The sequence below is a fragment of the Azospirillum brasilense genome, from assembly GCF_001315015.1.
Taxonomy (GTDB): domain Bacteria; phylum Pseudomonadota; class Alphaproteobacteria; order Azospirillales; family Azospirillaceae; genus Azospirillum; species Azospirillum brasilense.
In genome coordinates, this window is sequence record NZ_CP012915.1 from 1,325,129 (window position 1) to 1,349,641 (window position 24,513).

Annotated in this window: 23 protein-coding genes; 10 read left to right on the forward strand and 13 right to left on the reverse strand. The window is 68.1% G+C overall.

Features of this window, described 5'->3' with window-relative positions:
• Nucleotides 1-17: 17 nt before the first annotated feature.
• Both AMK58_RS19710 and AMK58_RS19715 read left to right on the forward strand, forming a co-directional pair.
• Nucleotides 18-920, forward strand: coding sequence for a cell division protein FtsX (locus tag AMK58_RS19710; RefSeq protein WP_059399322.1), 903 nt, complete (start codon nucleotides 18-20; stop codon nucleotides 918-920).
• A 35-nt stretch (nucleotides 921-955) separates the two neighbouring features.
• Nucleotides 956-1,597, forward strand: a complete 642-nt coding sequence (locus AMK58_RS19715) for a YdcF family protein (RefSeq protein WP_059399323.1) — start codon at nucleotides 956-958, stop codon at nucleotides 1,595-1,597.
• A 10-nt stretch (nucleotides 1,598-1,607) separates the two neighbouring features.
• Here the strand turns inward: AMK58_RS19715 and AMK58_RS31795 are convergent, their stop codons facing one another.
• Nucleotides 1,608-3,287, reverse strand: a complete 1,680-nt coding sequence (locus tag AMK58_RS31795; RefSeq protein WP_079285422.1) for a calcium-binding protein — start codon at nucleotides 3,285-3,287, stop codon at nucleotides 1,608-1,610.
• A gap of 229 nt (nucleotides 3,288-3,516) precedes the next feature.
• Here AMK58_RS31795 and AMK58_RS19725 point away from each other — a divergent pair, with 229 nt between their 5' ends.
• The 4 genes from AMK58_RS19725 to AMK58_RS30600 all read left to right on the forward strand — a co-directional run bounded on the left by AMK58_RS19725 (nucleotide 3,517) and on the right by AMK58_RS30600 (nucleotide 7,920).
• On the forward strand, nucleotides 3,517-4,299 hold the full coding sequence (locus tag AMK58_RS19725) for a lysophospholipid acyltransferase family protein (RefSeq protein ID WP_059399324.1): 783 nt from the start codon (nucleotides 3,517-3,519) through the stop codon (nucleotides 4,297-4,299).
• The gene (locus AMK58_RS19730; protein ID WP_035678472.1) at nucleotides 4,299-5,282 is read left to right on the forward strand and encodes an alpha/beta hydrolase family protein; all 984 of its coding nucleotides are present in this window, start codon (nucleotides 4,299-4,301) and stop codon (nucleotides 5,280-5,282) included. Before AMK58_RS19725 ends, AMK58_RS19730 begins: the two co-directional genes overlap by 1 nt.
• Nucleotides 5,283-5,425: 143 nt before the next feature.
• Nucleotides 5,426-7,726 (forward strand): adenosylcobalamin-dependent ribonucleoside-diphosphate reductase, encoded by a 2,301-nt coding sequence (locus AMK58_RS19735; RefSeq protein ID WP_035678469.1) that lies wholly within the window; start codon nucleotides 5,426-5,428, stop codon nucleotides 7,724-7,726.
• Nucleotides 7,723-7,920 carry a hypothetical protein gene (locus AMK58_RS30600; protein ID WP_137165219.1) on the forward strand — a complete coding sequence of 66 codons (198 nt, stop codon included), beginning with the start codon at nucleotides 7,723-7,725 and terminating at the stop codon, nucleotides 7,918-7,920. Before AMK58_RS19735 ends, AMK58_RS30600 begins: the two co-directional genes overlap by 4 nt.
• A gap of 42 nt (nucleotides 7,921-7,962) precedes the next feature.
• Here AMK58_RS30600 and AMK58_RS30605 read toward each other — a convergent pair whose 3' ends face one another.
• The 4 genes from AMK58_RS30605 to pdxR all read right to left on the reverse strand — a co-directional run bounded on the left by AMK58_RS30605 (nucleotide 7,963) and on the right by pdxR (nucleotide 11,971).
• A complete protein-coding gene (locus AMK58_RS30605; RefSeq protein ID WP_137165218.1) occupies nucleotides 7,963-8,580 on the reverse strand; it encodes an Ig-like domain-containing domain in 618 nt (205 codons plus the stop codon).
• Nucleotides 8,581-8,898: 318 nt separating this feature from the next.
• Nucleotides 8,899-9,543: a DedA family protein gene (locus AMK58_RS19740; RefSeq protein ID WP_211105205.1), complete on the reverse strand. Its 645-nt coding sequence runs from the start codon at nucleotides 9,541-9,543 to the stop codon at nucleotides 8,899-8,901.
• 99 nt (nucleotides 9,544-9,642) lie between these two features.
• Complete coding sequence (locus AMK58_RS19745; RefSeq protein WP_035678466.1) at nucleotides 9,643-10,344, reverse strand: glutamine amidotransferase; 702 nt, start codon at nucleotides 10,342-10,344, stop codon at nucleotides 9,643-9,645.
• Between the two features lie 136 nt (nucleotides 10,345-10,480).
• Nucleotides 10,481-11,971: a MocR-like pyridoxine biosynthesis transcription factor PdxR gene (gene pdxR, locus AMK58_RS19750; protein ID WP_035678463.1), complete on the reverse strand. Its 1,491-nt coding sequence runs from the start codon at nucleotides 11,969-11,971 to the stop codon at nucleotides 10,481-10,483.
• Between the two features lie 113 nt (nucleotides 11,972-12,084).
• Between pdxR and AMK58_RS19755 the strand changes: the two genes are divergently transcribed.
• Nucleotides 12,085-13,323: a benzoate/H(+) symporter BenE family transporter gene (locus AMK58_RS19755; RefSeq protein WP_035678461.1), complete on the forward strand. Its 1,239-nt coding sequence runs from the start codon at nucleotides 12,085-12,087 to the stop codon at nucleotides 13,321-13,323.
• A gap of 26 nt (nucleotides 13,324-13,349) precedes the next feature.
• On the opposite strand, the gene AMK58_RS19760 is transcribed toward AMK58_RS19755, so the two are convergent.
• The gene (locus AMK58_RS19760) at nucleotides 13,350-14,294 is read right to left on the reverse strand and encodes a LysR family transcriptional regulator (protein WP_035678460.1); all 945 of its coding nucleotides are present in this window, start codon (nucleotides 14,292-14,294) and stop codon (nucleotides 13,350-13,352) included.
• 96 nt (nucleotides 14,295-14,390) lie between these two features.
• On the opposite strand from AMK58_RS19760, the gene AMK58_RS19765 reads away from it, so the two are divergent.
• A complete protein-coding gene (locus AMK58_RS19765) occupies nucleotides 14,391-15,173 on the forward strand; it encodes an NAD(P)H-dependent oxidoreductase (RefSeq protein ID WP_035678459.1) in 783 nt (260 codons plus the stop codon).
• A 5-nt stretch (nucleotides 15,174-15,178) separates the two neighbouring features.
• Here AMK58_RS19765 and AMK58_RS19770 read toward each other — a convergent pair whose 3' ends face one another.
• Both AMK58_RS19770 and AMK58_RS19775 read right to left on the reverse strand, forming a co-directional pair.
• Nucleotides 15,179-15,631: a DMT family transporter gene (locus tag AMK58_RS19770; RefSeq protein ID WP_035678458.1), complete on the reverse strand. Its 453-nt coding sequence runs from the start codon at nucleotides 15,629-15,631 to the stop codon at nucleotides 15,179-15,181.
• Between the two features lie 79 nt (nucleotides 15,632-15,710).
• Nucleotides 15,711-16,403 (reverse strand): AraC family transcriptional regulator, encoded by a 693-nt coding sequence (locus AMK58_RS19775; protein WP_035678457.1) that lies wholly within the window; start codon nucleotides 16,401-16,403, stop codon nucleotides 15,711-15,713.
• 140 nt (nucleotides 16,404-16,543) lie between these two features.
• On the opposite strand from AMK58_RS19775, the gene AMK58_RS19780 reads away from it, so the two are divergent.
• The gene (locus AMK58_RS19780) at nucleotides 16,544-18,163 is read left to right on the forward strand and encodes an ABC-F family ATP-binding cassette domain-containing protein (protein WP_035678456.1); all 1,620 of its coding nucleotides are present in this window, start codon (nucleotides 16,544-16,546) and stop codon (nucleotides 18,161-18,163) included.
• Between the two features lie 121 nt (nucleotides 18,164-18,284).
• Complete coding sequence (locus AMK58_RS19785; protein ID WP_035678452.1) at nucleotides 18,285-18,497, forward strand: hypothetical protein; 213 nt, start codon at nucleotides 18,285-18,287, stop codon at nucleotides 18,495-18,497.
• A gap of 45 nt (nucleotides 18,498-18,542) precedes the next feature.
• On the opposite strand, the gene AMK58_RS19790 is transcribed toward AMK58_RS19785, so the two are convergent.
• From AMK58_RS19790 to AMK58_RS19810, 5 genes are all read right to left on the reverse strand, one after another.
• Nucleotides 18,543-19,631 carry a TRAP transporter substrate-binding protein gene (locus AMK58_RS19790; protein WP_035678450.1) on the reverse strand — a complete coding sequence of 363 codons (1,089 nt, stop codon included), beginning with the start codon at nucleotides 19,629-19,631 and terminating at the stop codon, nucleotides 18,543-18,545.
• Nucleotides 19,632-19,775: 144 nt separating this feature from the next.
• Nucleotides 19,776-20,915 carry a hydrogenase formation protein HypD gene (gene hypD / locus AMK58_RS19795; protein ID WP_059399325.1) on the reverse strand — a complete coding sequence of 380 codons (1,140 nt, stop codon included), beginning with the start codon at nucleotides 20,913-20,915 and terminating at the stop codon, nucleotides 19,776-19,778.
• Between the two features lie 122 nt (nucleotides 20,916-21,037).
• A complete protein-coding gene (locus AMK58_RS19800) occupies nucleotides 21,038-21,670 on the reverse strand; it encodes an SH3 domain-containing protein (protein WP_035678448.1) in 633 nt (210 codons plus the stop codon).
• 105 nt (nucleotides 21,671-21,775) lie between these two features.
• Complete coding sequence (locus AMK58_RS19805; RefSeq protein WP_059399326.1) at nucleotides 21,776-23,719, reverse strand: M1 family metallopeptidase; 1,944 nt, start codon at nucleotides 23,717-23,719, stop codon at nucleotides 21,776-21,778.
• 55 nt (nucleotides 23,720-23,774) lie between these two features.
• Nucleotides 23,775-24,413 (reverse strand): gamma-glutamylcyclotransferase, encoded by a 639-nt coding sequence (locus AMK58_RS19810; RefSeq protein WP_051140492.1) that lies wholly within the window; start codon nucleotides 24,411-24,413, stop codon nucleotides 23,775-23,777.
• Nucleotides 24,414-24,513: the final 100 nt, after the last annotated feature.

A 24,513-nucleotide genomic window follows, 5' to 3' on the forward strand; every position in this document is an offset into this window, starting at 1 on the left:
AGGGAAGGAGACACGCCATGGCCCTGCCGCCGCTAACCCGCCGAAACTCCGACCTGCCGCTGGCGAAGGACCCCACCTCGCGCTTCCTGATGTGGCTGACCGCGCTGATGGTCTATCTGGCGGCGCTGGCGCTGGCCGGGGCCCTGCTCGTCTCGGACATGACCCGGCGCTGGGACAGCGGTCTGGCCGGCGGGCTGACCGTGCAGGTCATGCCGCTGCCCGACAGCGCCCAGGCCGCCCCGCTGGAGGAGCGGACGGAGGCGGCGCTGACCGTCCTGCGCGCCACCCCCGGCATCGCGACCGCCAGCCTCCTGTCCGGCGGCGACGTCGGCCGGCTGCTCGAACCCTGGCTGGGCAAGGAGGCCGCCGACCCGCTGCTGCCGATGCCGCGGCTGATCGACGTGATGACCAACGGGCCGGTGGACACGGCGGCGCTGTCGGCGCGCCTGACCTCCGCCGCGCCCGGCGCCACGCTGGACGACCACGCGGTGTGGCTGGCCGACCTGCGCCGCTTCGCCGGGGCGATGCATCTGGCGGCACTGGGCATCGTGGCGCTGATCGGCGGGGCGGGCGTGATGGCGGTGATCTTCGCCGTGCGCTCCGGCCTCGCCATCCATCGCCATGTGGTGGAGCTGCTGCACCTGATGGGGGCCACCGACCGCTATGTGGCGCGGCAGTTCGAATCGCACGTCATCGGCCTGACCCTGCGCGGCGGGATGACCGGGCTGCTGCTGGCCGCCGGGACTCTGGGCGGGATCGGCCACGCCGCCGCCGGGCTTCACGCCAGCCTGCTGCCGGACCTCGCCACCTCCCCCTGGTGGGCCGTCGCCGCGCTGGCCGCCGTGCCGCTGGCCGCCTGCCTGCTGGCCGCCCTGACCGCGCGCTGGACGGTGCTGCGCACGCTGGAGTCGATGCCGTGACCGCCCGCCCGCTCCATCCGTCCGGAGGCTGAGGGATGGCGGTCCCCTCGCGGCGCGCCCGTCTCCTGCGGGCATTCCGACGGCTGCTGCTGCTGGCGATGCTGGGCGGGCTGGCGTGGCTCGGCGGGCTGTTCTGGTTCGCCGCCTCGATCCCCCGCAGCCCGCCGCCGCCGGGCAGCGCCGAGGCGACCCGCAACACCGACGCCATCGTCGTGCTGACCGGCGGCAGCGGCCGGCTGAGCACCGGGCTGGAGCTGTTGGCCGACGGGCGGGCGCACCGGCTGTTCGTCTCCGGCGTCTACGAGGGGCTGGAGGTGCAGGAGCTTCTGAAGCGCTCCCGCCAGTTCCCCGGCGAGATGGAATGCTGCATCACGCTCGGCTATTCGGCGGACAGCACGATCGGCAACGCCTACGAGACGGCGGACTGGCTGCGCGCGCAGGGCTACGGCTCGATGCGGCTGGTGACCGCCAACTACCACATGATGCGCAGCCTGCTGGAGTTCCGCATGGTGATCCCGGAGGTCGAGGTGGTGCCCCACCCCGTCGCCTCCCCCAACGTGCGTCTTAACGATTGGTGGCTGTGGCCGGGCACCGCCAGCCTGTTGATGACGGAATACAACAAATACCTTGTGACCTACGCGCGGTCCTTGCTGGCGTCCATCATCGACAGCCGGTAAGGCCTCCCGTTCAGGTGAACCAGGCGTCCGTAATGCCGGTGCGCCCGATCACCGTGAGAGTGCTGCCGTCGGACAGGGAAAACACCGTGTTCCCACCTGAGATTTTGGCTCCCGCGATCAGTTGGACAACGGTGACGTCGGCAAAGCTCAACGTGTCTTCCTCCGGGTTGAAATCGAACACGAGGTCGTGACCGTCGCCGAAGCCAAACAAGAAGACGTCCCGTCCGGCTCCGCCGATCAACCAATCGTCACCGGCGAAACCGCGCAGAAGGTCGTCACCGTCCCCACCGAACAGCGTGTCGTTCCCGGCATCCCCAATCACCGTGTCGTTGCCCGCGCCACCGTCGATCAGATCATTATCGCCGCCGCCGCCCACAAGATCGTCACCGTCGCCACCCAGGATCGAATCGGCTCCGTCACCGCCGACGATGGTATCCGCGCCTTCGTCGCCGGTCAGAAGATCGTCACCGTCCATGCCGAAGACGACATCGTCACCCAGCCCGCCGATCACGGTGTCGGTTCCGTCCTCCCCAAGCAGCGTGTCATCACCGTCGTCGCCGCTGATGAGGTCGGCACCGTCGCCGCCCCCAATGAGATCGTTTCCGCCGCCTCCCAACAGCGAGTCGTCGCCGCTGCCGCCGGAAAGGGCGTCGTTTTCCCCTCCTCCGGAAACAAAGCGGTGGTTGCCAGACGGACCGCCATTGCCAGGCGGGCTCTCCGGAGGCGGTTGGTAGCCTGGCAACACCAGGACGCCCGGCGCTCCGGGCAGCTGGTTCAGGACCAGCCCCTTGTCCAGAATGATGGTGCGGTCCATCATGCCGTCACCGTCCCGATCGATCTCGATCAGTGTGGATTTGGCAGTGGTCCGGTAATAAATGAATCCCCGACCCCGATAGCCGTCCGGCACGCCGGGATACGGCAGCTCCCCGAGAAAGGGCATGCCCAGGGCTGACAGGTCGATACGGTCGTCCTTGCTGAAATCGGTGATCTGGACGGGGTCATGTCGGTCCGTAGGCAGGATGCGGAAGACATCATGCCCGGCCCCGCCGGTCATGACGATGTGCCCGCCACCACTCACCAGCGTGTCGTTCCCATCTCCGCCGGCCAACGTATCCGCACCACCCCCGGCGATGAGACTGTCGTCACCGTCACCACCGTCCAAGCTGTCGTTGCCTCCAAACCCGCGCAAAGTGTCGTTCCCGGCACCTCCCATCAGGGTGTCGTGGCCGCCTCCACCATCCAGCAAGTCGTTTCCGCCGGTGCCGCCGACCGCACGGTCCTGCACGCGAACCAGAATGCCCGAGGAACCGGCAAGCTCCTCAAGGGCATGCCGCCCCTCCAGCGTGATGGTCCGGCTCAACATGCCGTCGCCATTTTTGTCGATGACGATCTGGGTGTTGCCCGCCACGACGCTGTAGCGGATGTGCCCTATCCCGTGGTACCCGGCGGGCATTCCCGCAATCGGTGCTTCTCCAATGAAGGGCAGGTTCAACGCCGCCAGATCGATACGGTCGCCGTCATTGAAATCCTTGATGACGGCGTGGGGATAGCCCGTTTCCGGAGCGAACCGGAACACGTCGTTTCCAAGGCCTCCAAACAAGGTATCGGTACCCGCCCCGCCGTACAGCGTGTCGTCACCGTCACCGCCCACCAGATGATCGTCACCCGCTCCACCGAGAATATCAGCCAAGACAGCAACCCCAATGGATTATTTATCAAATTTCAATCTACCATTTCGCGAAAAAATCTCAAGCAATCTTGTTTTACAAGAAAGCCAAAGCCGCTTTCTTGACCAAAAGGAGGTGTCGTGCGCTTGTGGCTCGGGTTTGGAGCGCCGCAACGCGTCATCATGGGCCGCACCGTGTCCGGGGCGTGCTCCGAGCTTGAGAAGCTGATCGAATCCTGACAAGTTCCCGGCCATGATCTTCCTGCGCTCCCTCGCCTTCAACGTCGCCTTCTATGTGTGGACGGCGGTCATCTGCGTCGGCATCCTGTGGTCGCTGCTGCTGCCGCGACGCAGCATGATCCGCGTGATCACGTGGTATTTCGGAACCGTCTCGTGGCTGGAGCGTACGCTCGTCGGCATCCGTTACGAGGTGCGCGGGCGGGAGCATGTCCCTCGGAGCGGGTCCTTCATTCTGGCGGCCAAGCACCAGTCGGCCTGGGAGACGATGAAGCTGCACTTCCTCGTCAACGACCCGGCGATCATCCTGAAGCGCGAGCTTCTGTGGATTCCCATCTGGGGCTGGTACGCCGCCAGGTCCCGGATGATCGCCGTCGACCGCGGCGCCAAGGGCCGCGCCGTCGCCTCGATGGTCCGGAACGCCCGTCCGGTGCGGGACGAGGGTCGGCCCATCGTGATTTTCCCGCAGGGCACGCGCGTCGCCGTCGGCGCCTACCGCCCCTACCGGATCGGCGTCGGCGTGCTCTACGACCATCTTAAAATCCCCATCGTGCCGATGGCGCTGAACGCCGGCCTCTACTGGGCGCGCAACAGCTTCATCAAGCGGCCGGGCACCATCATCGTGGAATTCCTGCCCCCCATCCCAGCGGGCCTGGGCCGCGCCAAGGCCATGCAGGAGTTGGAGGAGCGGCTGGAGGCGGCCACCGACCGGCTGGTCGTCGCCGCCGGCGGACCGGCGACCGTGCGGCCGAAGGCGGCGGAACCGGCCACCGCCGCGGTGAGCGAAACCGCTTCCTGATGCGCCGGGGCGCGGCCTTCGCCTTCCTCGCCGGTCTTGCGCTGTCGATGGTGACGGCGACGGACGCCGACGCCCAGTCGCAGCCGAGCGCGGAGCGCTTCTCCAACGCCGCGGTGACCGGGGGAGTCACCATCACCCGCAAGGCCTGCGCCGCGCTGGAGGCCCAGCACACCGCCGCCTGGGTCGAGGTGGACGGGCGCGGGGAGTGCCTGCGCTACTACGCGGCGGGCCTGCGCCCCGCCCCCGGCCCCAACCCCATCGCCGCGGCCTGGATGCATGGCGACATCATGGGGACCAAGCCGACCTCCGTCGGCCACCAGGAGGGGCTGGGCGTCGCCTCCATGATCGACCAGGAACGCGCCCTGGCGGAGCGGTTCGGCATCCCCTTCCTGTTCCTCGCCCGGCCCGGTGCCTATGGCAGCTCCGGCCGTTTCTGGACGACCCGCCACACGCCGCGCGAGGCCGCGCTGATGAACGCCCTGCTCGACGTCCTGAAGGCCCGCTATGGCGTGGCGGAATGGGCACTGGGCGGGCACAGCGCCGGCGGCACGCTGACCGCCGAGTTCCTCGCCCGCCGCCACGACCTGCGCTGCGCGGTGATCTCCTCCGGCGCGCCGGCCTACCGGGCCTATCTGGAGGCGCGCGGGCTGCGGACGGTGCTGGCCCGGCCGCAGGGCTGGTTCGACCCCGCCGACTCGCTCGACCGCATCCCGCGCGATCCCGAACGCCGCGTCTTCGTCATCGGCGACCCGCGCGAGACCAACATCCCGTTCGACACCCAGCGCGGCTACTTCGACGCCCTGACGGCGCGCGGGCACGCGGCGTGGCTGGTGCCGCTGGAGCGGGCGCCGGCCCCGCGCCATCACAGCCTCGTGGACTTCGGCGAGACCGCGCTCGGCCTGTGCGGGTCCAGCGCCGACAGCAGCCAGATCGTTGCGACGCTCAAGGCGATGCCGGATCAGCGGGAGCGGATCAGCAACTGACGGCGGGAAGCAAGAGGCCGGAACGCAAGAGGAACAGCCGGGCCGCCCCCACGGTTGACCCCTGGAAGGGCGCCCCCTACTCTTGGGCACCGCTGTCGGCGGACCGGACGTGCGGACCGGCCGCCCGCGCAAGGGGAGGATGCATGACGGGGATCGCCACCATTTCCCAGCGGATCTGGGACATGAAGTACCGCTTCAAGTCCGCCGCGGGCGACCCCATCGACCAGACCATCGCCGACACATGGCGCCGCGTCGCCACGGCGCTCGCCGCGCCCGAGTCCGATCCGGCGGTCTGGGCGCCGCGATTCGAGCGGGCGCTGTCCCGTTTCGAGTTCCTGCCCGCCGGGCGCATCCTGGCCGGGGCCGGCACCGGGCGGACGGTGACGCTGTTCAACTGCTTCGTCATGGGGCGGATCGAGGACGACCTCGGCGCCATCTTTGCCCATCTGCGCGAAGCGGCGCTGACCATGCAGCAGGGCGGCGGCATCGGATACGACTTCTCCACCCTGCGGCCCAAGGGCGCCCTCGTTAAGGGTGTGGGCGCCGACGCCTCCGGCCCGCTGTCCTTCATGGACGTGTGGGACAGCATGTGCCGCACCATCATGTCGGCGGGCGCCCGGCGCGGCGCGATGATGGCGACCCTGCGCTGCGACCATCCCGACATCGAGGATTTCATCGACGCCAAGCGCGAGCCCGGCCGGCTGCGCATGTTCAACCTGTCGGTCCTGGTCACCGACACCTTCATGGACGCCGTACGGGAGGACCGGCCCTGGCCGCTGGTCTTCGACGGGCAGGTCCACCGCGAAGTGCGGGCCCGCGGCCTGTGGGACCGCATCATGCAGGCCACCTACGCCTATGCGGAACCGGGCGTCATCTTCATCGATCGGGTGAATGGGCAGAACAACCTGCGTTATTGCGAGTCCATCTCCGCCACCAACCCATGTGGGGAGCAGCCGCTGCCCCCCTACGGCGCCTGCCTGCTCGGCTCGATCAACCTCGCCGCCCTGGTGCTGGACCCGTTCGAGGAGACGACCCGGCTCGACACCGCCCGGCTGAAGGAGCTGACGGCACTCGCCGTGCGGATGATGGACAATGTGGTGGACGCCTCGCGCTTCCCTCTGGAGCCGCAGGCGCGGGAGGCCCACGCCAAGCGCCGCATCGGACTGGGCGTCACCGGGCTGGCCGACGCGCTGATCCTCTGCCGCGCGCGCTATGGCGGCGAGGCGGCGGTGGCGCTGACCGAGTCCTGGCTGAAGGCCATCCGCAACGAGGCCTACCGCGCCTCCGCCTTGCTCGCCGCGGAGAAGGGCGCTTTCCCGCTCTATGACCGCGACGCCTATCTGAACGCCCCGATGGTGCGCGGGCTGGACGAGGACGTGCGCGCCCTGATCGCCGAGCATGGCATCCGCAACGCGCTGCTGACCTCCATCGCGCCGACCGGCACGATCTCGCTGTTCGCCGACAATGTGTCGTCGGGAATCGAGCCGGTCTTCTCCTACAGCTACGAACGCACCGTCCTGATGCCCGACGGCACCCGCCGGACGGAAGAGGTGAGCGACCACGCCTACCGGCTGTTCCGCGCGCGGTTCGGGACCGAACAGCCCCTGCCCGAGTACTTCGTGGACGCGCAGTCCCTGACCCCGGCGGAGCATGTGGTGATGCAGGCGGCGGCCCAGCGCCATATCGACAGCTCCATCTCCAAGACCATCAACTGTCCGGAGGATCTGCCCTTCGACACCTTCAAGGACGTCTATTGGCAGGCCTATGAACTGGGCTGCAAGGGCTGCACCACCTACCGCCCGAATGCGGTCACCGGCTCCGTCCTGTCGGTGAAAAAGGAGAGCACGGCTTCGTCCCCAACCCAGCCCCCCTCCCCGGCTCAGGGCACGGGCGTCCTGACGGCCAAGCCGCCCGACCGTCCAGAGACCTTGCCGGGCGAGACCTACAAGGTGCGCTGGCCGGACAGCGACCACGCCATGTACATCACCATCAACGACATCGTGGAAAACGGACGCCGCCGCCCCTTCGAGGTCTTCATCAACTCCAAGAACATGGAGCATTACGCCTGGACCGTGGCGCTGACGCGGATGATCTCCGCCGTGTTCCGCCGCGGTGGCGAGGTCGGTTTCGTCGTGGAGGAATTGAAGGCGGTCTTCGACCCGCGCGGTGGCGCCTGGATGCAGGGCCGTTACGTCCCCTCGTTGCTGGCGGCCATCGGGGATGTGATCGAACGGCACCTGAAAGCCATCAATATGCTGCCGGATGACCGGACGGTGAGCGTGCCGCCCCCCGCCTCAGATCCCGATCCCGATCCCGATCCCGTGGTCATCGGAACCGAACCGGTACCTCTTCGCCAATGCCCGAAATGTGGCCAGCCCGGCCTGATCCGGCAGGAGAACTGCGACAACTGCCTGAACTGCGGCTACTCAAAATGCGGTCCGTGACGACGATCAGCGGCGCGTCCGACAAGCTGGCGTTGGAAACCTTCTATCGACTCGACGCGTGGGGTGGTTCGGGCATGGTCCCATGGATACGGCCAACCAACGGTACGGTTCGCCACATCCGGTTTGCAAAAGACAACGGGGTGTTGCTCCAAGCGATCCACCGTTGGAAACGGGCGGATCGCTTGAAATCTTAAAAAGCGTTACAATGAATACCGATGAGGCATGACGCCCTATTCTCAATTAACCAGACCAAGAATCGTCTGCTCAAGCTTTCCGTTGGGGCGACATATGGTTTCTCGCCCCTGGCCGACACCGCCAGTGTTAAAGCTAATCATATTATTCTGAGAAACCTGATTCCCAGCGACATCGGACACCCTTGATGAGACAGTCAGTACATACCTTGTATTTGCCGTAAGCACAGATTGGTTTTTCCCAGACTCCGAGACTATAATATTCATACGCCCTTCGAGATCAGCTTTTCGCTCCACAAAAATCAGGTTATCATTTGTCATGATCTCGTATTGCTTATACTTTTCAGCACCATTGAATGTATAAGTACGCTCACCACGAGCATTCTTGACATACGAAGTGATTGTACCGCAATCAATATAGCTCGACGGATCGCCAGCATAGCTGACGTTGATCAAGCCACTGGATTTATCCAGATTGTTGATAACAAAGAAATCCTTAGAAAGCGCAGGGATTAGCTCAGACCAGACCTGTTCTTTCGTCTTGTTGATCGCCTTGGTATTTGTGGCATTGCTATATACCTGCGGTGGGGTGTAGTCCACTTTTCCGGCGCAGTTTGCTAATAAAGCTGAGGCCAGAAAGACACCAATCGTACCCACACGCATGCTTCTCTCCCATAGATAAGCGACCATTCAACCAGATGCACTACGTTAGCATGCAGTCGATCAGCCATATATAAAATTTCGTTCGATTGCGCCTCGCATTGCCTGCATAGCGGCATGGGTTTCCCATGACTCCGCTTGGGACATTACGGACGTCTTCCATAAGGGACACCGCGCTGTCTGAGCGTGAGGAGGGAGCGGGCGGTTTGGACAACCCGCTCTGTTCTCAAACGTCGATGCGGTCTACGGAACCCCCTTGTGATGCACTGATGCCTCGGCCGCTCACCGCCTCATGCAGCCTGTGGCACGCCGGGCTGCCCCTCAGCACCGTGGCGGCTCGCCGGAAATCGGCGGTGCCAGCACGCAGGGCGTGTCGCCCCCACTCCGGGTAACGGCCGGCGTCGCCGTGGCGCCGGACAGAAGTTCGTCGATGCCGATCCCCTTCGCGATGGCGATGCCGGGCGCCATCATCAAAGGCACCCAGATCACCGCGGACAGCAGGTTGGCGGTCTGGAAGCTGTGGTGCGGCATCGCCATCATCCCGGCGGTGATCGGCACCACCGGCCGCAGCGGCCCGAGGAAGCGGGCAAAGAAGACGCTCTTGCCGCCATGGCGCAGGAAGAATCGGCTGCCCCGCTCCAGCAGTTCCGGCCGCTGACGGAACGGCCAGACAACCGGGACCCGATCGCCGAACACCCGGCCGAGCCAATAGGACACGGCGTCGCCCAGCACCGCGCCCAGCGCGAGGGCGACGTAGACCTGCCAGAAGCCGAGGGCGCCGGAGGCGACCAGCGCGCCCGCCGTGGCGATCAACACCACACCCGGCACCACGAACCCCACGAAGGCCAGGGACTCCGCGAACGCGCACAGGAAGAAGATCACCTCCGCCCAGGAGGCGTTCGCTTCGATGAAGGCGCTCCAACGCTCCATGCCGTCGATCAGCACGTTCTTTGCGGCGTCGTTCATTCAAGTTCCCTGTGAGGCGGCTCGTTGGAGCGGACTGTGCCACAGATCGGCAGCGTCGTGCAGATCGGTGAAAATGCATCCCGCCTCGCCGCACAGGAATCAGGGCACGGCCTGAAGCCACTCGGCCAGCATCCTTTGCCCGGCCTCGCGCAATTCCGGGCCGATCCGCGCCGCTTGACCGCGCAGCACGCGCGGGTCGATGCCAGCCCCGGCCAGTTCGGCGGCATGGCCCGTCAGCCATCGCTCGATGCCGGCGGCCACATCGACCTCCGGATGGAATTGCAGGGCCAGCGTGTGGCGGCCAACCGAAAACCCTTGGGTAGCGCAGAGCGGCGTCGACGCCAAGCCCTCCGCCCCGGCAGGGATGTGGAAGGCGTCCCCGTGCCAATGAAGCACCGGAACGCCCTCCAGATGGCGAAGCGGCCCGGCCCGTCCGGCATCGGTCAGCGTGAGCGGCCCGAAGCCGATTTCCTTGTGGCCCATGGGACGCACCGCCGCGCCGAGCGCCTTGGCAATCTGCTGCGCCCCGAGGCAGATGCCGAGCGTCGGGCGCCCCGCGGCCAGCCTTGCCGCCAGGAGCGAGGATTCCTCGGCGAGATACGGATAGGCGTCGCTTTCATAGACCCCGACGGGACCGCCGAGGACGATCAGCAAATCCGGTTCCAGAGGATCGATCGTCGCGAAAGGCGCCGCGTCGAGATCGTGATAGTGGACGGAGTAGCCGGCATCCGACAGCACCGCGCCGAAGATGCCGAGGTCTTCAAAATGGACGTGCCGGATCGCCAGTGCCGTTTTGTGCATGGGTCGCCTCCCGCTCCCGCGCCGAGAACGTCGTGGATTGATCGGCTCCCGGATACCAGACAAATGGCTCGCTGTACCCAGCCATTTTCCAGCAACGGCCCAGACCAATTCTCCTTGTTCCGGAGACCCGCCGAATTTACGGCTTCGTCGCCGCGCGGAACGCCGTCTCCAGCCTCCTGACCGCGGTCTCGATTTCGAAAGGCGTGTAGGCCGCGAAGCCCATCAGGAAACCGGCCTTGCCGTCGCCGGCGGCGTGCAGCGCCGACAGGCCGAGCAGTTCGATCCCGGCCCGCCGCGCCGCGTCGACGGCGGTGCGCTCCGTAAGGTCGCCGGTCAGCAGGCAGGGCATCTGCAGGCCGCCGATGGGCACCTGCGGCTCGACGAAGTCCGACAGGTGTTTACGGACGAGACCCGCCAGCGCATCGAGGCGCTCGGCGTAGACGCCGCGCATCGTCCGGACATGCGCCCCGAAATGCCCACCCTCCATGAAGCGGGCCAGCGTGAGCTGCGCCATCGGCGCCGTGTGGCCGTCCAGCAGGGTGCGTGCCACCGTCATCGGCTTCACGAGCGACGGCGGCAGCACGGCGTAGCCGATCCGCAATCCGGGAAAGAGCGATTTGGTGAAGGTGCCGATGTAGATGGTGCGGCCATGCGGATCGAGCCCCTGCACGCAGGCCGTCGGCTTGCCCGCGTAGCGGAACTCGCTGTCATAGTCGTCCTCGATGATCCAGGCCTGATGCCGGGCCGCCCACTCGATCAGGGCCAGACGGCGGTCCAGCGCCAGCGTCGCGCCGGTCGGGAACTGGTGGGACGGCGTCAGGAACACCGCCTTCGCCCGCTGCGGCTCGGCCAGGATGTGATCGACGACGATGCCCTGCCGGTCGACGCGGACCGGAACGCAGTCCAGCCCCGCCGCCTCGAACGCCTTGCGCGCCCCGTAATAGGCTGGGTCCTCCAGGAAAATCCCGTCGCCGGGGTCGAACAGCAGGGTCGCGCAGAGCGACATCGCCTGTTGCGAACTGGTCAGCACCAGAACGCGGTCGGCGGTGGCGCGCGCGCCGCGTTCCAGGTTCACATAGTCGGCGATGGCGCGGCGCAGCGGCTCGGTCCCCTGCGGGTCGCCGTGGAACAGGCTTTGCGCGCCGACCTCCTTGCGCACCTGACGCTCCAGCCGTTCCCAGAGTGCAAGCGGAAAGGTCCGGGTTTCCGGAACGCCATGGGCGAAGGGCCGGGGCACCGGCATCTCGCGCACGCCGCCGCCCTCGAACACGGCAGCCCCGCGCCGGCTGAGCGCCGGCGTCGGGTCGCTCAGGAGCGTGTCGCGCCGGGACAGGCGGCGGCCGGGGGTGAACTCGGTGATTTCCGCGACGAAGCTGCCGCTGCCGACGCGCCGGTCGATGAAGCCTTCGGCGTGAAGCTGGGCGTAGGCCGCCTCGATCGTGTCGCGCGACACCCCCAGCGAAGCAGCGAGCGCGCGCGAGGCGGGCAGCGGCTTGCCCGGTCCAAGCGCGCCGTCGACGATCAATTGCCGGACGGCCCGCTGGATCCGCGCGTGGAGCGGCATCGCCGCATGGGCGGGGTTGGCGATCCACGCCTTCACGGACTCGAGCTGGGAATGCCGGAACAATTGGTCTGGCCTTCTTCGATAAAGCGGATGGGCACATCAGGCCATTGGTCAGGTAGTTGTCAAGGCCGCTCATCGCCCTTGCGGCTCGAACCGTCCGGAGGTTTCGCGCAACCATGCCACCCAATTCCGCCCCCATCCGCCTCAACGATCTCACCCACCCCGTCGTGGCGGGCCTGATCTCCGTCATCGTCAATTACGGCGGCACCTTCATCCTGGTCTTCCAGGCGGCGAAGGTCGCGGGCCTCAGCCCCGACCTCACCGCCTCCTGGGTCTGGTCGGTTTCCATCGGCGTCGGGTTGACCGGGCTGTTCCTGAGCTGGCGCCATCGCGAGCCGATCATCACCGCCTGGTCCACCCCGGCCGCGGCGTTCCTCGTCACCGCGCTGGCGACGACACCCTACGCCGAGGCGGTCGGTGCCTACATGATCTCGGCGGCGGCCTTCGTCGCGCTCGGCCTGTCGGGCTGCTTCGAGAAGGTCATCCGGCTGATCCCGCCCGGCATCGCCTCCGGCCTTCTCGCCGGCATCCTGCTCCCCTTCGGCATCGGGGCCTTCGGCGGGGCCAGCGTCGATCCGCTGCTGGTCGGGCTGCTGATCGTCGCCTATGTCGCGCTGAAGCGGTTCTCCGCCCGCTACGCCGTGGTCGGCATCCTCGTCCTCGGGCTGGCCTTCCTGCTGACGCAGGGCCGCGTCGATCTGTCGGGGCTGTCGCTGGAGTTCGCCGCACCGGTCTTCACCGCGCCGGCCTTCTCGCTGAACGCGCTGCTGTCGGTCGCTCTGCCGCTGTTCCTGATCACGCTGTCCGGCCAATACATGCCGGGAATGCTGGTCCTGCGGAACGACGGCTTCACGACGAGCGCCAACCCCATCGTGACGGTGACCGGCCTCGGCTCGCTGCTCATGGCCCCGTTCGGCTCCCACGCCTTCAACATCGCCGCCATCACCGCCGCCATCGCGACCGGCAAGGAGGCGCACGAGGACCCGTCCAAGCGCTGGATCGCCGGGATCGCCGCGGGCGTCTTCTACGTGCTCGTCGGGGTGTTCGGGGTGACGCTGGCCGCCGTCTTCATGGCGTTTCCCGCGACCTTCATCACCGCGCTCGCCGGTCTGGCGCTGCTCGGCACCATCGGCGGCAGCCTGGCCGGGGCGATGGCCGACCCGGCGTCCCGCGAGGCGGCGCTCATCACCTTCCTGGCGTCCGCCGCGAACATCAAGCTGCTCGGCATCGGCGGGGCCTTCTGGGGTCTGCTGATCGGCCTCGTCGCCCACCTCGTCCTCAACGGGCGCCTGCGCCTGCCCCGCCGCAGCCTGGCGGTCAGAAAAGAGGCGGTGACCGAGGGGGCGACCCCGTAGTCACCCCATCGGCTATCCCCGGGCGGCTATCCCCGGGACGACCGCTCGATCCCGGGGATGGTCGCGACCGTCTCCGCCAGGAACTCCACCAGAAGCCGGACCCGCGCGATGCCGGCCCGTTCCGGCACGATCAGCAGGTTGAGCGGCACGGCGGGCGGCGCGTGGTCCGGCAGGAGAACCTCCAGGCGGCCGTCGGCGAGCAGGTCGTCCACCAGCCAGACATGGGCCGGGCCAATGCCGCGCCCGGCGAGATAGGCCTCGCGCGCGGCCAGCCCGTGATCGACCCGCAGCCGTCCCCCCAGGGACACGGCGTGGAGGGCGCCGTCCGGTCCTTCGAGCGTCAGCCGGTCGCTCCCCGCGATGTTCGACATGCGCACGCCGTCGAACCGCGCGAGGTCGGCCGGCGCCGCCGGCCGGCCGTGCCGCTCCAGACAGGCCGGCGCCCCGACGAGCACACGCCGGCTCAGCCCGAGTGCCCGCCGCTTCAGGGAGCTGTCGGTGAGCGGGCCAAGGCGGATGGCGATGTCCACGCCGTCACGCACGAGGTCGATGCGCTCGTCGGTCAGGCCGAGATCGACGGCGATGTCCGGATGGCGGTCCTGGAAGGCGAAGATCAGCCGGCTGATGTGCCGGACGCCGAGCGCCGCCGTGCAGGACACGCGCACCGTCCCGGCCGAGGCGCGGCCGGTGTCGCGCGCCTCGTCGCCCGCCTGTTCGACGAGGCGCAGGATCTGGACGGCGTTGGCGTGGTAGCGCTCGCCCTCCGCGGTCAGGACGACGCGCCGGGTGGTGCGGCTGAACAGAGCGACGCCCAGCGCCTCCTCCAGCTCGCGGATGTGGCGGGTGACGCTGGATTGCCCGATGGCCATCTCGCGCGCCACCGCCGACAAGCTTCCCCGTTCGGCAACGCGGACGAAGGTCCGCATGCGGTCCAGCGTGACGTTGGCGGGTAGGGCGCTCGATTGATCCATTTTACAGCAGAGTTCTATCCATTCATCCCGTCTACCGGATCAATCTCCACCCGCATAGCGTGAGGCGCAAGCGTTTCAAGCAAACAGGTGCCTGTGATGAACGTGCTGATCGTCTTTGCCCACCCCGACCCCCGCTCCCTCAACGCCGCCCTGCGCGATACCGCCGTTGCGGAACTGGAGGCGCAGGGCCACGCGGTGCGGGTCTCCGACCTCTACGCCATGAACTGGAAGGCCGCGGTGGACCATGCCGACTTCCCCAGCCTCGGCGAGGGGGAGCGCCTGAAGGTGGCCGCCGCCTCCGGCGCCGCCTTCGCCGCCGACGCGCTGACCGACGATGTGAAGGCCGAGCAGGAGAAGCTGCTGTGGGCCGACGCGCTGATCCTGCAATTCCCACTCTGGTGGTTCACCATGCCGGCGATCCTCAAGGGCTGGGTCGACCGCGTCTACGCCTACGGCCTCGCCTACGGCGTCGGCGAGCACAGCGACCGCCGCTGGGGGGACCGCTACGGCGAGGGTCGCTTCGCCGGCAAGCGCGCCATGCTCGTTGTGACGACGGGCGGCTGGGCCGAGCATTACGCGCCGCGCGGCATCAACGGCCCGATCGAAGACCTGCTGTTCCCGATCAACCACGGCATCCTGCATTACCCCGGCTACGACGTGCTGCCGCCCTTCGTCGCCTACCGGGTGGACCGCTTCGACGAGACCGGCTTCGCGCAGGCGGCGGAGGGCTTGCGGGAGCGGATGCGGACGCTGGAGACGACGGCGCCGATTCCCTTCCGCCGCCAGAACGGCGGCGACTATGCGATCCCCAGCCTCGAACTCCGCCCGGAGTTGGAAGCCCCTGGCGCGTCGGGCTTCGCCCTCCACCGCACCGCCTGAGAGCGCTACAGCCGGATCAGGACGACGCCGAGGATCAGGGAGGCGGCGCCGGCCAGGCGGGTTGGGCTGATCGGCTGCTGCGGCAGGCCGAGCAGACCGATATGGTCGAAGGCGAGCGAGCCGAGCATCTGGCCGACCACGATCAGCGCCAGCACCGTAGCCGCACCGAGGCGGGGCACCATCAGGATGGCGGTCCCGATGAACAGCGCGCCGAACAGCCCGCCGGTCCAGGTCACCCACGACCCCACCCCGCTCACCGCTTCGGCGAGGCGGGGGCCCGGCGCGAGGAGTGCCACCGCCAGCATCGCCAGCATGCCGACGACGTAGCTGACGAAGCCCGCCCACCAGGGCGAGCCGAGGTCGGCCCTGAGGTTGGCGTTGAGGACCTGCTGCAACGCAACGCTGACCCCGGCGCCGACCACCAGGAGGTACGAGACGGCGGACACTGCGATGGACATGCCATGCTCCCAAGATTGGCTGTGGGTGAATGCCGGATGGGTAGCAGGCGGAGCGGCGGCGGTCTGGTACGGATGTGACCTATCCGGCCCGGTAGCGGCCCGGAGTCACGCCGAAAGCACGGCGGAAGCAGCGCCCCAGATGGCTCTGGTCGGTGAATCCGGTGTCCGCCGCGACCGCGGCGATGGGCTCCCCGGCGCGGAGCAGCAACCGCGCCTCGTTCAGACGTTCCTGAAGCGCGAAGGCGTGCGGCGGCACGCCGTGGTGCTTGCGGAACCGGCGGGAATACCCCTCGCGGCTCATCCCGGCGCGGCGGGCCGCCTCGCCGACGCTGTCCCACGCCTCGCCCCCCGTGAACGCGGATGCGGGCTCCACCCCGGTCCCGAGGGAATGGCGATGCTCCTCGGCGATCCGCGTCAGGTCGGGCCAACCCAGCCCGCCCGTCCGCCGCCAGTGCCGGGCCAGCCCAGCGATCGCCTCTGGCGCGGCGTACAGGCCGGGCGGCGTGTAGAGGTTGATGCAGACGACCTCGTCCGCCCCGCACAGCGAGCGGTGCGGCGTTCCCGTCGGGATGTGCACCCCCTCGCCGGGACCGGCCTCGCACAACTCCCCTTCGATGACGAAGCGCCGCCGCCCGGCAAGAACGAAGGTCAGCTGATCCTCGCGATGGAAATGCACCGGCAAGGCCACGTCGAGCCCGCGTACCGTCCCCAGCTCGACGATGCCGCTTCCGTTGGGGCGCCAATAGTCCCAAACCTGCGGCGGACGTTCCATGACGGCGATTCTCCCCATCACACGGTTTTCGGATTGCGATTTTCGCATGGCGCCGATCTGGACTCCATCGCACCGCACATCCTGTGGCATAAGAGCCCCCGCCACGCCATGGGAACAACGCCGCAGGAACGCAGCCGCACATGATCCGCTTCGACAACATCAGCAAGCAGAATGGTCACCGAATCCTCTTCCTCGAAGCATCGGCGGCGTTGAACCGGGGCGAAAAGATCGGGCTGGTCGGTCCCAACGGGGCCGGCAAGACGACGCTGTTCCGCATGATCACCGGCGAGGATTTGCCGGACACCGGACAGGTGGCGATCGAGAAGCAGGCGACCATCGGTTACTTCAACCAGGACGTCGGCGAGATGTCCGGCCGCTCCGCCGTCGCCGAGGTGATGGACGGCGCCGGCCCGGTCAGCACCGTCGCCGCGGAACTGGCCGAGCTGGAAGCCGCCATGGCCGACCCCGACCGCGCCGACGAGATGGACGCCATCATCGAGCGCTACGGCGAGGTCCAGGCCCGCTTCGACGAGCTGGGCGGCTACGAGCTGGAGGGCAAGGCGCGCGAGGTGCTGGCCGGCCTCAGCTTCAGCCAGGAAATGATGGACATGGACGTCGGCATGCTGTCCGGCGGCTGGAAGATGCGCGTGGCGCTGGCCCGCATCCTGCTGATGCGCCCCGAGGTCATGCTGCTCGACGAACCGAGCAACCATCTGGACATCGAAAGCCTGATCTGGCTGGAAGGCTTCCTCAAGGGCTTCGAGGGCGCCCTGCTGATGACCTCGCACGACCGCGAGTTCATGAACCGCATCGTCAACAAGATCATCGAGATCGACAGCGGGTCGCTGACCAGCTACTCCGGCGACTACGGCTTCTACGAGCGCCAGCGGGCGCTGCGCGAGAAGCAGCAGGAGGCGCAGTTCGAGCGCCAGCAGGCCATGCTGGCCAAGGAGCTGAAGTTCATCGAGCGCTTCAAGGCCCGCGCCTCGCACGCCAGCCAGGTCCAGAGCCGGGTGAAGAAGCTCGACAAGATCGAGCGCTTCGAGCCGCCGAAGCGCCGCCAGATCGTGACCTTCGACTTCCCGCCGGCTCCGCGCTCCGGCGACGACGTCGCGGTGCTGAAGAACGTGCACAAGGGCTACGGCAGCCGGACCATCTACGAGGGGCTGGACCTGACGATCCGCCGCAAGGAGCGCTGGTGCGTCATGGGCGTCAACGGCGCCGGAAAATCGACGCTGCTGAAGCTGGTGGCCGGCGCGACCGAGCCGGACAGCGGCACCGTCGCGGTCGGCGGCAGCGTGCGCATGGGCTATTTCTCCCAGCACGCCATGGACCTGCTGGACGGCGACAAGACCATCTTCGAATCGCTGGAGACCTCCTTCCCGCAGGCGAGCCAGGGAGCGTTGCGCGCGCTCGCCGGCTGCTTCGGCTTCTCCGGCGACGATGTCGAGAAGAAGTGCCGCGTGCTGTCCGGCGGCGAGAAGGCCCGGCTGGTCATGGCGATCATGCTGTTCAACCCGCCCAACTTCCTGGTGCTGGACGAACCGACCAACCACCTCGACCTCGACACCAAGCAGATGCTGATTTCGGCGCTGGGCGCGTACGAGGGCACCATGCTGTTCGTCTCGCACGACCGCCATTTCCTGGCCGCCCTGTCGAACCGGGTGCTGGAGCTGACGCCGGAGGGCATCCACCAGTACGGCGGCGGCTACACCGAGTATGTGGCGAGCACCGGGCAGGAAGCGCCGGGCATCCACTGACGCCGGCCGGTCTAAGCGGGGATGCGTGCGCCGCAACAAGCGGCTTGCGCGGGCCGCCCCCTCCATGGAAACTCGTGCCCGTGTCGTTCGGGCTGGGTTGCGCAACCATGGAGATTTTGGAATGGCTGGGTACGACAACGCCAACGGCCCCGCGGGGCTGGTCATCCGCCTGATCGACACCGCGGTGAAGGCCCTGAACGAGATGTCCGACGCCGCGGGCGAGATCGCGCCGGACGTCGGTAACCTGACGGACACGCTGGTCGCCGCCCAGCGCATCGCCGACCGCGCGTCGCAGGATCTGCAACGCCTGTCCCAGAAAGTGGTCGCCCAGTAACGGCCGAAGCGGTGCGGCGCTGAAACGCGCCGCACCGGTCTCTCATCAGCGTCGCTGATCGGCGGTGAAGGTGAAGTTGTCGAAGCTGTTCTCAGCAACGCGGAACCACAGGAACTCTTCGTCGCGGAACTTCTTCCAAGGTTCGTAGATCTTGGCGAACTTCGGGTTGGTCTTGGCGGTCTCGTCGTACAGCTCGTACGCCGCCTTATAGCAAGCCTGCAGCACTTCGCGCGGGAAGGGACGGATTTGGGCGCCTCCGGCGATCAAACGCTTCAGGGCGGCGGGGTTGTCGGCGTCATACTTGGCGTTCATGATCGCCAGCGCCTCGAAGCACGCCGCTTCCAGAGCCGCCTGATAGGTCTTCGGCAGTTCTTCCCACTTCTGCTGGTTGACGAGCAGCGACACGTTCAGGCCGCCTTCCCACCAGCCGGGATAGTAGTAGTACTTGGCGACCTTGTTGAAGCCGAGCTTCTCGTCGTCGTAGGGGCCGATCCACTCGGCGGCGTCGATGGTGCCCTTCTCCAGCGACGGGTAGATGTCGCCGCCGGCGATCTGCTGCGGCACGACGCCCAGCTTGGTCAGCACCTGGCCGGCAAAGCCGCCGATGCGGAACTTCAGACCGCTCAGATCCTGGACCGTCTTGATCTCCTTGCGGAACCAGCCGCCCATCTGGGTGCCGGTGTTGCCCGCCGGGAAGTTGACGACGTTGTAGCCCTTGAAGAAATCGCGCAGCAGCTCCATGCCGCCGCCCTGGAGAATCCAGGCGTTCTGCTGACGCGCGTTCAGGCCGAACGGGACCGTCGAATCAAAGGTGAAGGTCGGGTCCTTGCCGACATAATAATAGCTGGCGGTGTGGCCGCACTCGACCGTGCCGTTTTGCACGGCGTCGAGGACCTGGAGACCGGGGACGATCTCACCGGAGGCGAAGGGGCGGATCGTGAACTTGTTGTCGGTGATGGCGGCGACGCGGCGCGAAATCACGTCGGCGGCGCCGTAGATGGTGTCCAGGCTCTTCGGGAAGCTGGAAGCAAGGCGCCAATGCACTTCCGGCGTGCTCTGCGCGATGGCCGGAGCCGCCAGGGTGCTGGCCGCGACGCCGACACCGGCGCTGGCGAGGAATGAACGGCGTTTCATGCGGGAAGTCCCCTCCTGTTCTTTTGTTCAGGAACGAACCTATCAGCGTCCTCCGAACCCCCGCAAAAGGTTAGCCGTGCAATGGGCGAATAGCTTCCCCGACGAAATATTTCGTGACAAACGGTTCGCGGTTGAAACCAACGGTCACGACACCGCCAATCGGTGGTCCCGGAAGCGCCCATAGGTGTAATGGGCGGCGCAGCCCCCCTCCGCCGACACCATGCAGGAGCCCATCGGATTCTCCGGCGTGCAGACGGTGCCGAACAGCCTGCAATCGCTGGGTCTCTTCACCCCGCGGAGAATATCACCGCATTCGCAGCCCTTGTGATCGGGCACCGCGCGCCCCAGCACGGCAAAGCGCCGCTCCGCGTCGAAGGCGGCGAACGCCTCCTTCAACCGCAGGCCGCTGTCGGGAAGCGCGCCGAGGCCCCGCCATTCGAAGCTGGGGCGCACGTCGAAAGTGTCGGCGACGAGCCGCTGGGCCTTCCGGTTGCCCTCCGGGGTCACCGCGCGGGTGAACTGGTTCTCCACCGCGGCCCGCCCCTCGTTCGCCTGCCGGATCAGCATCAGGATGGCCTGGAGCACGTCCAGCGGCTCGAACCCGGCGATCACCACCGGCTTGCGATAGGTCTCCGCCACGAACTCGTAGGGACGGCTGCCGATGACCACGGAGACGTGGGCCGGCCCGACGATGCCGTCGAGCGGCAACGTGCCGAGGTTCCGCACCTCAGGGCTGTCCATGATGCCCCGGATGGCCGCGGGGGTCAGGACGTGGTTGCAGAAGACGCTGAAATTCCTCAGGCCCCTGGCCTGCGCCGCATGGACGGCCACCGCGGTCGGCGGCGTGGTCGTCTCGAAACCGATGGCGAGGAAGACGACCTCGCGGTCCGGGTTGTCCTCGGCGATGCGCAGGGCGTCCATGGTGGACAGGACCATGCGCACATCCGCCCCCTCGGCCTTCGCCTTCAGCAGGCTGACCCGTCCCGATCCCGGCACGCGCAGCACATCGCCATAGGTGCACAGGATCACGCCGGGCTGGCGCGCAATGGCGATGGCGTCGTCGATCCGCCCGACTGGCAAGACGCAGACCGGACAGCCCGGCCCGTGGATCATCCGCACATTGTCCGGCAGCAGATCGGGGATGCCGTAGCGGGACACCGCGTGCGTGTGGCCGCCGCAGAATTCCATCAGGTGATAGGGCCGCCCGGTTGCCGCTTCCCGCGCGATGGCGGCGGCGATGCCGCGGGCCAGCGCCGCGTCCCGGAATTCATCGACGTACTTCATCGCTCCCGCCCCTTCGGCCTGCCATACCGGCATTTGGACGGCGTCGGGAAGCGCTGGCGTTGATGCGGATCAAGAATGGGGCGCGGCGCGGCGGCATCATGCTTGCCGCGCCGCGAACCCTCTTACTTGGAGGCGCCCATCATGGGCAGCGACAGCTCCGGCCCCCGCCCCGAATCCTCGATGGCGATGGCCGAGGAGCCGGGGGAGCCCAGCGCCACGCTGACCGGACGCCCATTGTTATGGTTCTTCCACATCTCGTAAAGCGCCAGCGCCGCGTAGATCTTGGCCTCCCGGCTGGTGTTGTAGAGCCATTCCTGGGTCGGGATGACGCGCAGCGCGCCGTTGCCCGACTGTTCCACCTTCTCCGCGAAGCGGTAGCCGAGCTGGTTGTTGATGCCGGCCAGCAGCCCGTCGAAGCCCGAGGAGATCCGCCCGAACCCGGCGTCCGACGCCGCGGACGACGCGCCGCCAAGCGTGCTGGGGGTCTGCCGCTTCACGAGGTCGCCGAACACCCAGCCCTCCTCGCCGGTGCGCATGGAACGCACGCCGATCCAGTTGCCCTCCTGCTTCAACTCGATCACCTCGTCGCCGCGGGTGACGGTGGAGCGGACCGAGGCGTTGTCGGACGGGGCGGCGCGCAAGTTGACCTTCTCGCCGGTCACCGTGTGGATGTCGCCGGGGGCCGCCGCCGCGGGCAGAGCCAGCGCCGCCGCCACGCCGAAGCCGGCCAGGGTTCCGAGGAAAGTCTTCGTCATCCGAGACATGTGCATTCTCCCGCAGAACGCGCGCATCGCGCGCCGTTTCCCCTACAACAGGCAAAGGCGGGGTATGCTCCATGGACAGAGGACGGGCGGGCGGAACTACTCGAAAGACACACGCAGGGGACTGTCGCCGGCGGGCCAGACGCCACGGTCCACGGCGCGGGCGCCTTCGAAGACCAGCCAGCTCTGCCGCCCGTAATGGGGCAATGGGCGCAGCAGCGCCTGGAGCGCCGCCGCGTCGTCCGCGGCCACCGCCAGCAGCGGGCGGCCCTGCGGCGTTCTTGCGGTCCACACCCGCGCCGTGCCGCGCCCCTTCAGGCTGTCCGGCAGCGGCGGCAGGCCGAGCCGGGCCAGCAGCCGCTCGACCTCCCCTGCCGTCCCGATCACGGCGAGCGGAGCGGCGGGATCGGAACGCTCAGCGGCGGCAATGCGCGGTTTGCCATCGGCCAGCCGCTCGGCCAGCGCGCGCGCGGATTCGGCGGCCGGGCCGTCAGCGGTGGCGATGACCGTGGTGGCCGCGTGGTCCAGCGTCACGTCGCGCAGGGTCGGCGGCGCTTCCCCCGGCGCCAGACGGCGGAACAGGCCGAAGCCGGGATCGACCGCCAGCGCCCGCGGCGCGGCGGCGGTCCGGATCGTCACCGTCGTTTCTCGCCCGTCGAGGCGGATGGCGTGGCGTTCCATCCCCGCCGCGGTCTGCACCTCCACCGGCACGGTCAGGCCATAGGCCGGCTCGCCCTGGCGCACAGTCAGCGCCACACCGTCGCCATCCCCCTTCGCTCCCGCCAGTTCCAGCGTCGGCGCCCCTACGCGGGTCAGCCATTGTTTGAAGAACGGCCCAAGGTCCCGCCCCGACGACGCCGCGAAGGCGCGGCGCAGGTCGTCCCACCCCGCGTCCTGGAATCGCTTCTCCTCCCAGAAGCGGCGGATGCCCGCGTCGAAGGCCTCCTCCCCGATTTCGGCGCGCAGCATGTGGAACAGCATCGCCGCCTTGCCGTAGCCGACGATCTGGGCGGCGTCGTGGACCTTGGCGCGGAAATCGGTCAGGGCGGAATCGCGCTCCGCCGGAAGGGCGGCGTAGTCGCGCAGCCAGTCCAGCCGCATGGCCCGCGCCGCGTCCTCCCCGCGCACCTCCGCCGCCGCATAGTCGGCCATGAAGGTGGTCAGCCCCTCCGACCAGTTGCCGGGCCAGACGTCGCCGTCGCCGACGCGCACCCCGTTGCCCCACCAGTTGTGCAGGATCTCATGGGGCAGCGACTGGGCGCGGATGAACGGCAGTGGCATCACCTGACGCCCAATGTAGGTCAGGCCGGGAAAGCCCAGACCGACCGGCAGCGGCGCCGACAGGATAGCGAAGCCGGCGAAGGGATAGGCGCCGATCCGCGCCGCCTGCGCATCGATGGTCCGGGCGCTGAGGTCCAGATACTCCTCGACCAGCGGGGCCTGCTCCGGATGGAAGTAGGTGCGCAGGCGCACATCATTGTGCACCCGCTCCGTCACCTGCCACGCCCCGGCAAAGAGCGACGGCTCCTCGACGCTGCGATCCTCGGCGAAGGTCGCAGCGTAGCCCACGCCGTCGCGAGTCTCCTCGACCAGACGGCCCGTCGCCACCGCCACGAAGGGCGCCGGCCCCCGGACCGACAGGCGCCAGGAGGGCGGGGACTCCGCATTCTCGGGGGTTGGAATCCAGCCGGTGCCGGCGGGCAGATAGGCGCCCTCCGCCCCCCCGCCGCCGCCGCGCGACTCCGGCGTCAGGGGCGGCAGCGTCCCCGCGTAGCGCAGGCGAAGCTCGCCGCCGCCCTCCGGCACGGTGACCGGCAGGGCGTTGCCGCGCACCGCGACCGGCTGGCCGTCGAGCCGCGCTTCCCCCACCGTCAACCCCGGCGCCAGCAGCAGCCGGTGCGTCCCGGCGGGCAAACGCAGCCGGTCCTCGACCTCAAGCCGCCGCGCGGCGGGGTCCAGCGTGACGGTCAGGTCATGGTGCAGGCCGGCGGCCCAGCCGGGCGCGGCGGCGAGGATGCCCAGAAGGGCGAGGAGGATGCGCATGGCCCAGCAATATAAGGCTTGGGCTGCGCCGCGCCAGCACTTGCCCCCACCCGCATCACCCCATCCGCGTGCGCACCGCGGTCAGCAGGCTGCACAGCCCGCGGTCGTGGATGCCGATGGCCTCCAGATGCGCGACCGTGTTGGCGAGATAGTCCAGGTTCGGGCCGCGCTCGCCGCGGCAGCAGGCGATGCGCTCGGCCATCGCGGTCTCGTCCATGCAGCCGCAATATTGCCGGTGGCGACGGTCCACCACGAAGGTGCAGGCGGTGACCGGCGCCCCGCCGTCGCGCGGGCGCACCGGCAGCAGCTTCGGCCGGTAGACGCGGTTCAGCATCTCCCGGTCCCACAGATAGTCCAGAGTCTCCGGCACCCGCTCCGCCGCCACCCGGAAGACGATGCCCCGGCAGGAGCCGCCGCGGTCCAGCCCGAGCACCAGACCGGGCCGCTCGGGCGTGCCGCGGTAACGGTGGGAGGACACGCAGAAACGGCGGTGATAGCCGCCCAACACCGCCGGATGGCGTTCCAGAAAGGGGAATTCCGGGTTCCACATCAGCGAGCCGTAGGCGAAGACCCAGAGGTCGGCGCCGGGCGTCACGACGATGTCGGCGGACCAGGAAGAGGCGGATGGTGCCGGACGCTGCGTCGGTGCGGTGACCGGAAGCTCGGCAACAGGCGATTGCGTATCGAGCAGCATGACCCTTAAGTAATGCAGCGTGCGCCGACTGGCGGCGACACGGTGAATGCTAGCACGGCCCCTGGCCGCCCGCTATAAGGTGGGTGCCACAAAACGGAAA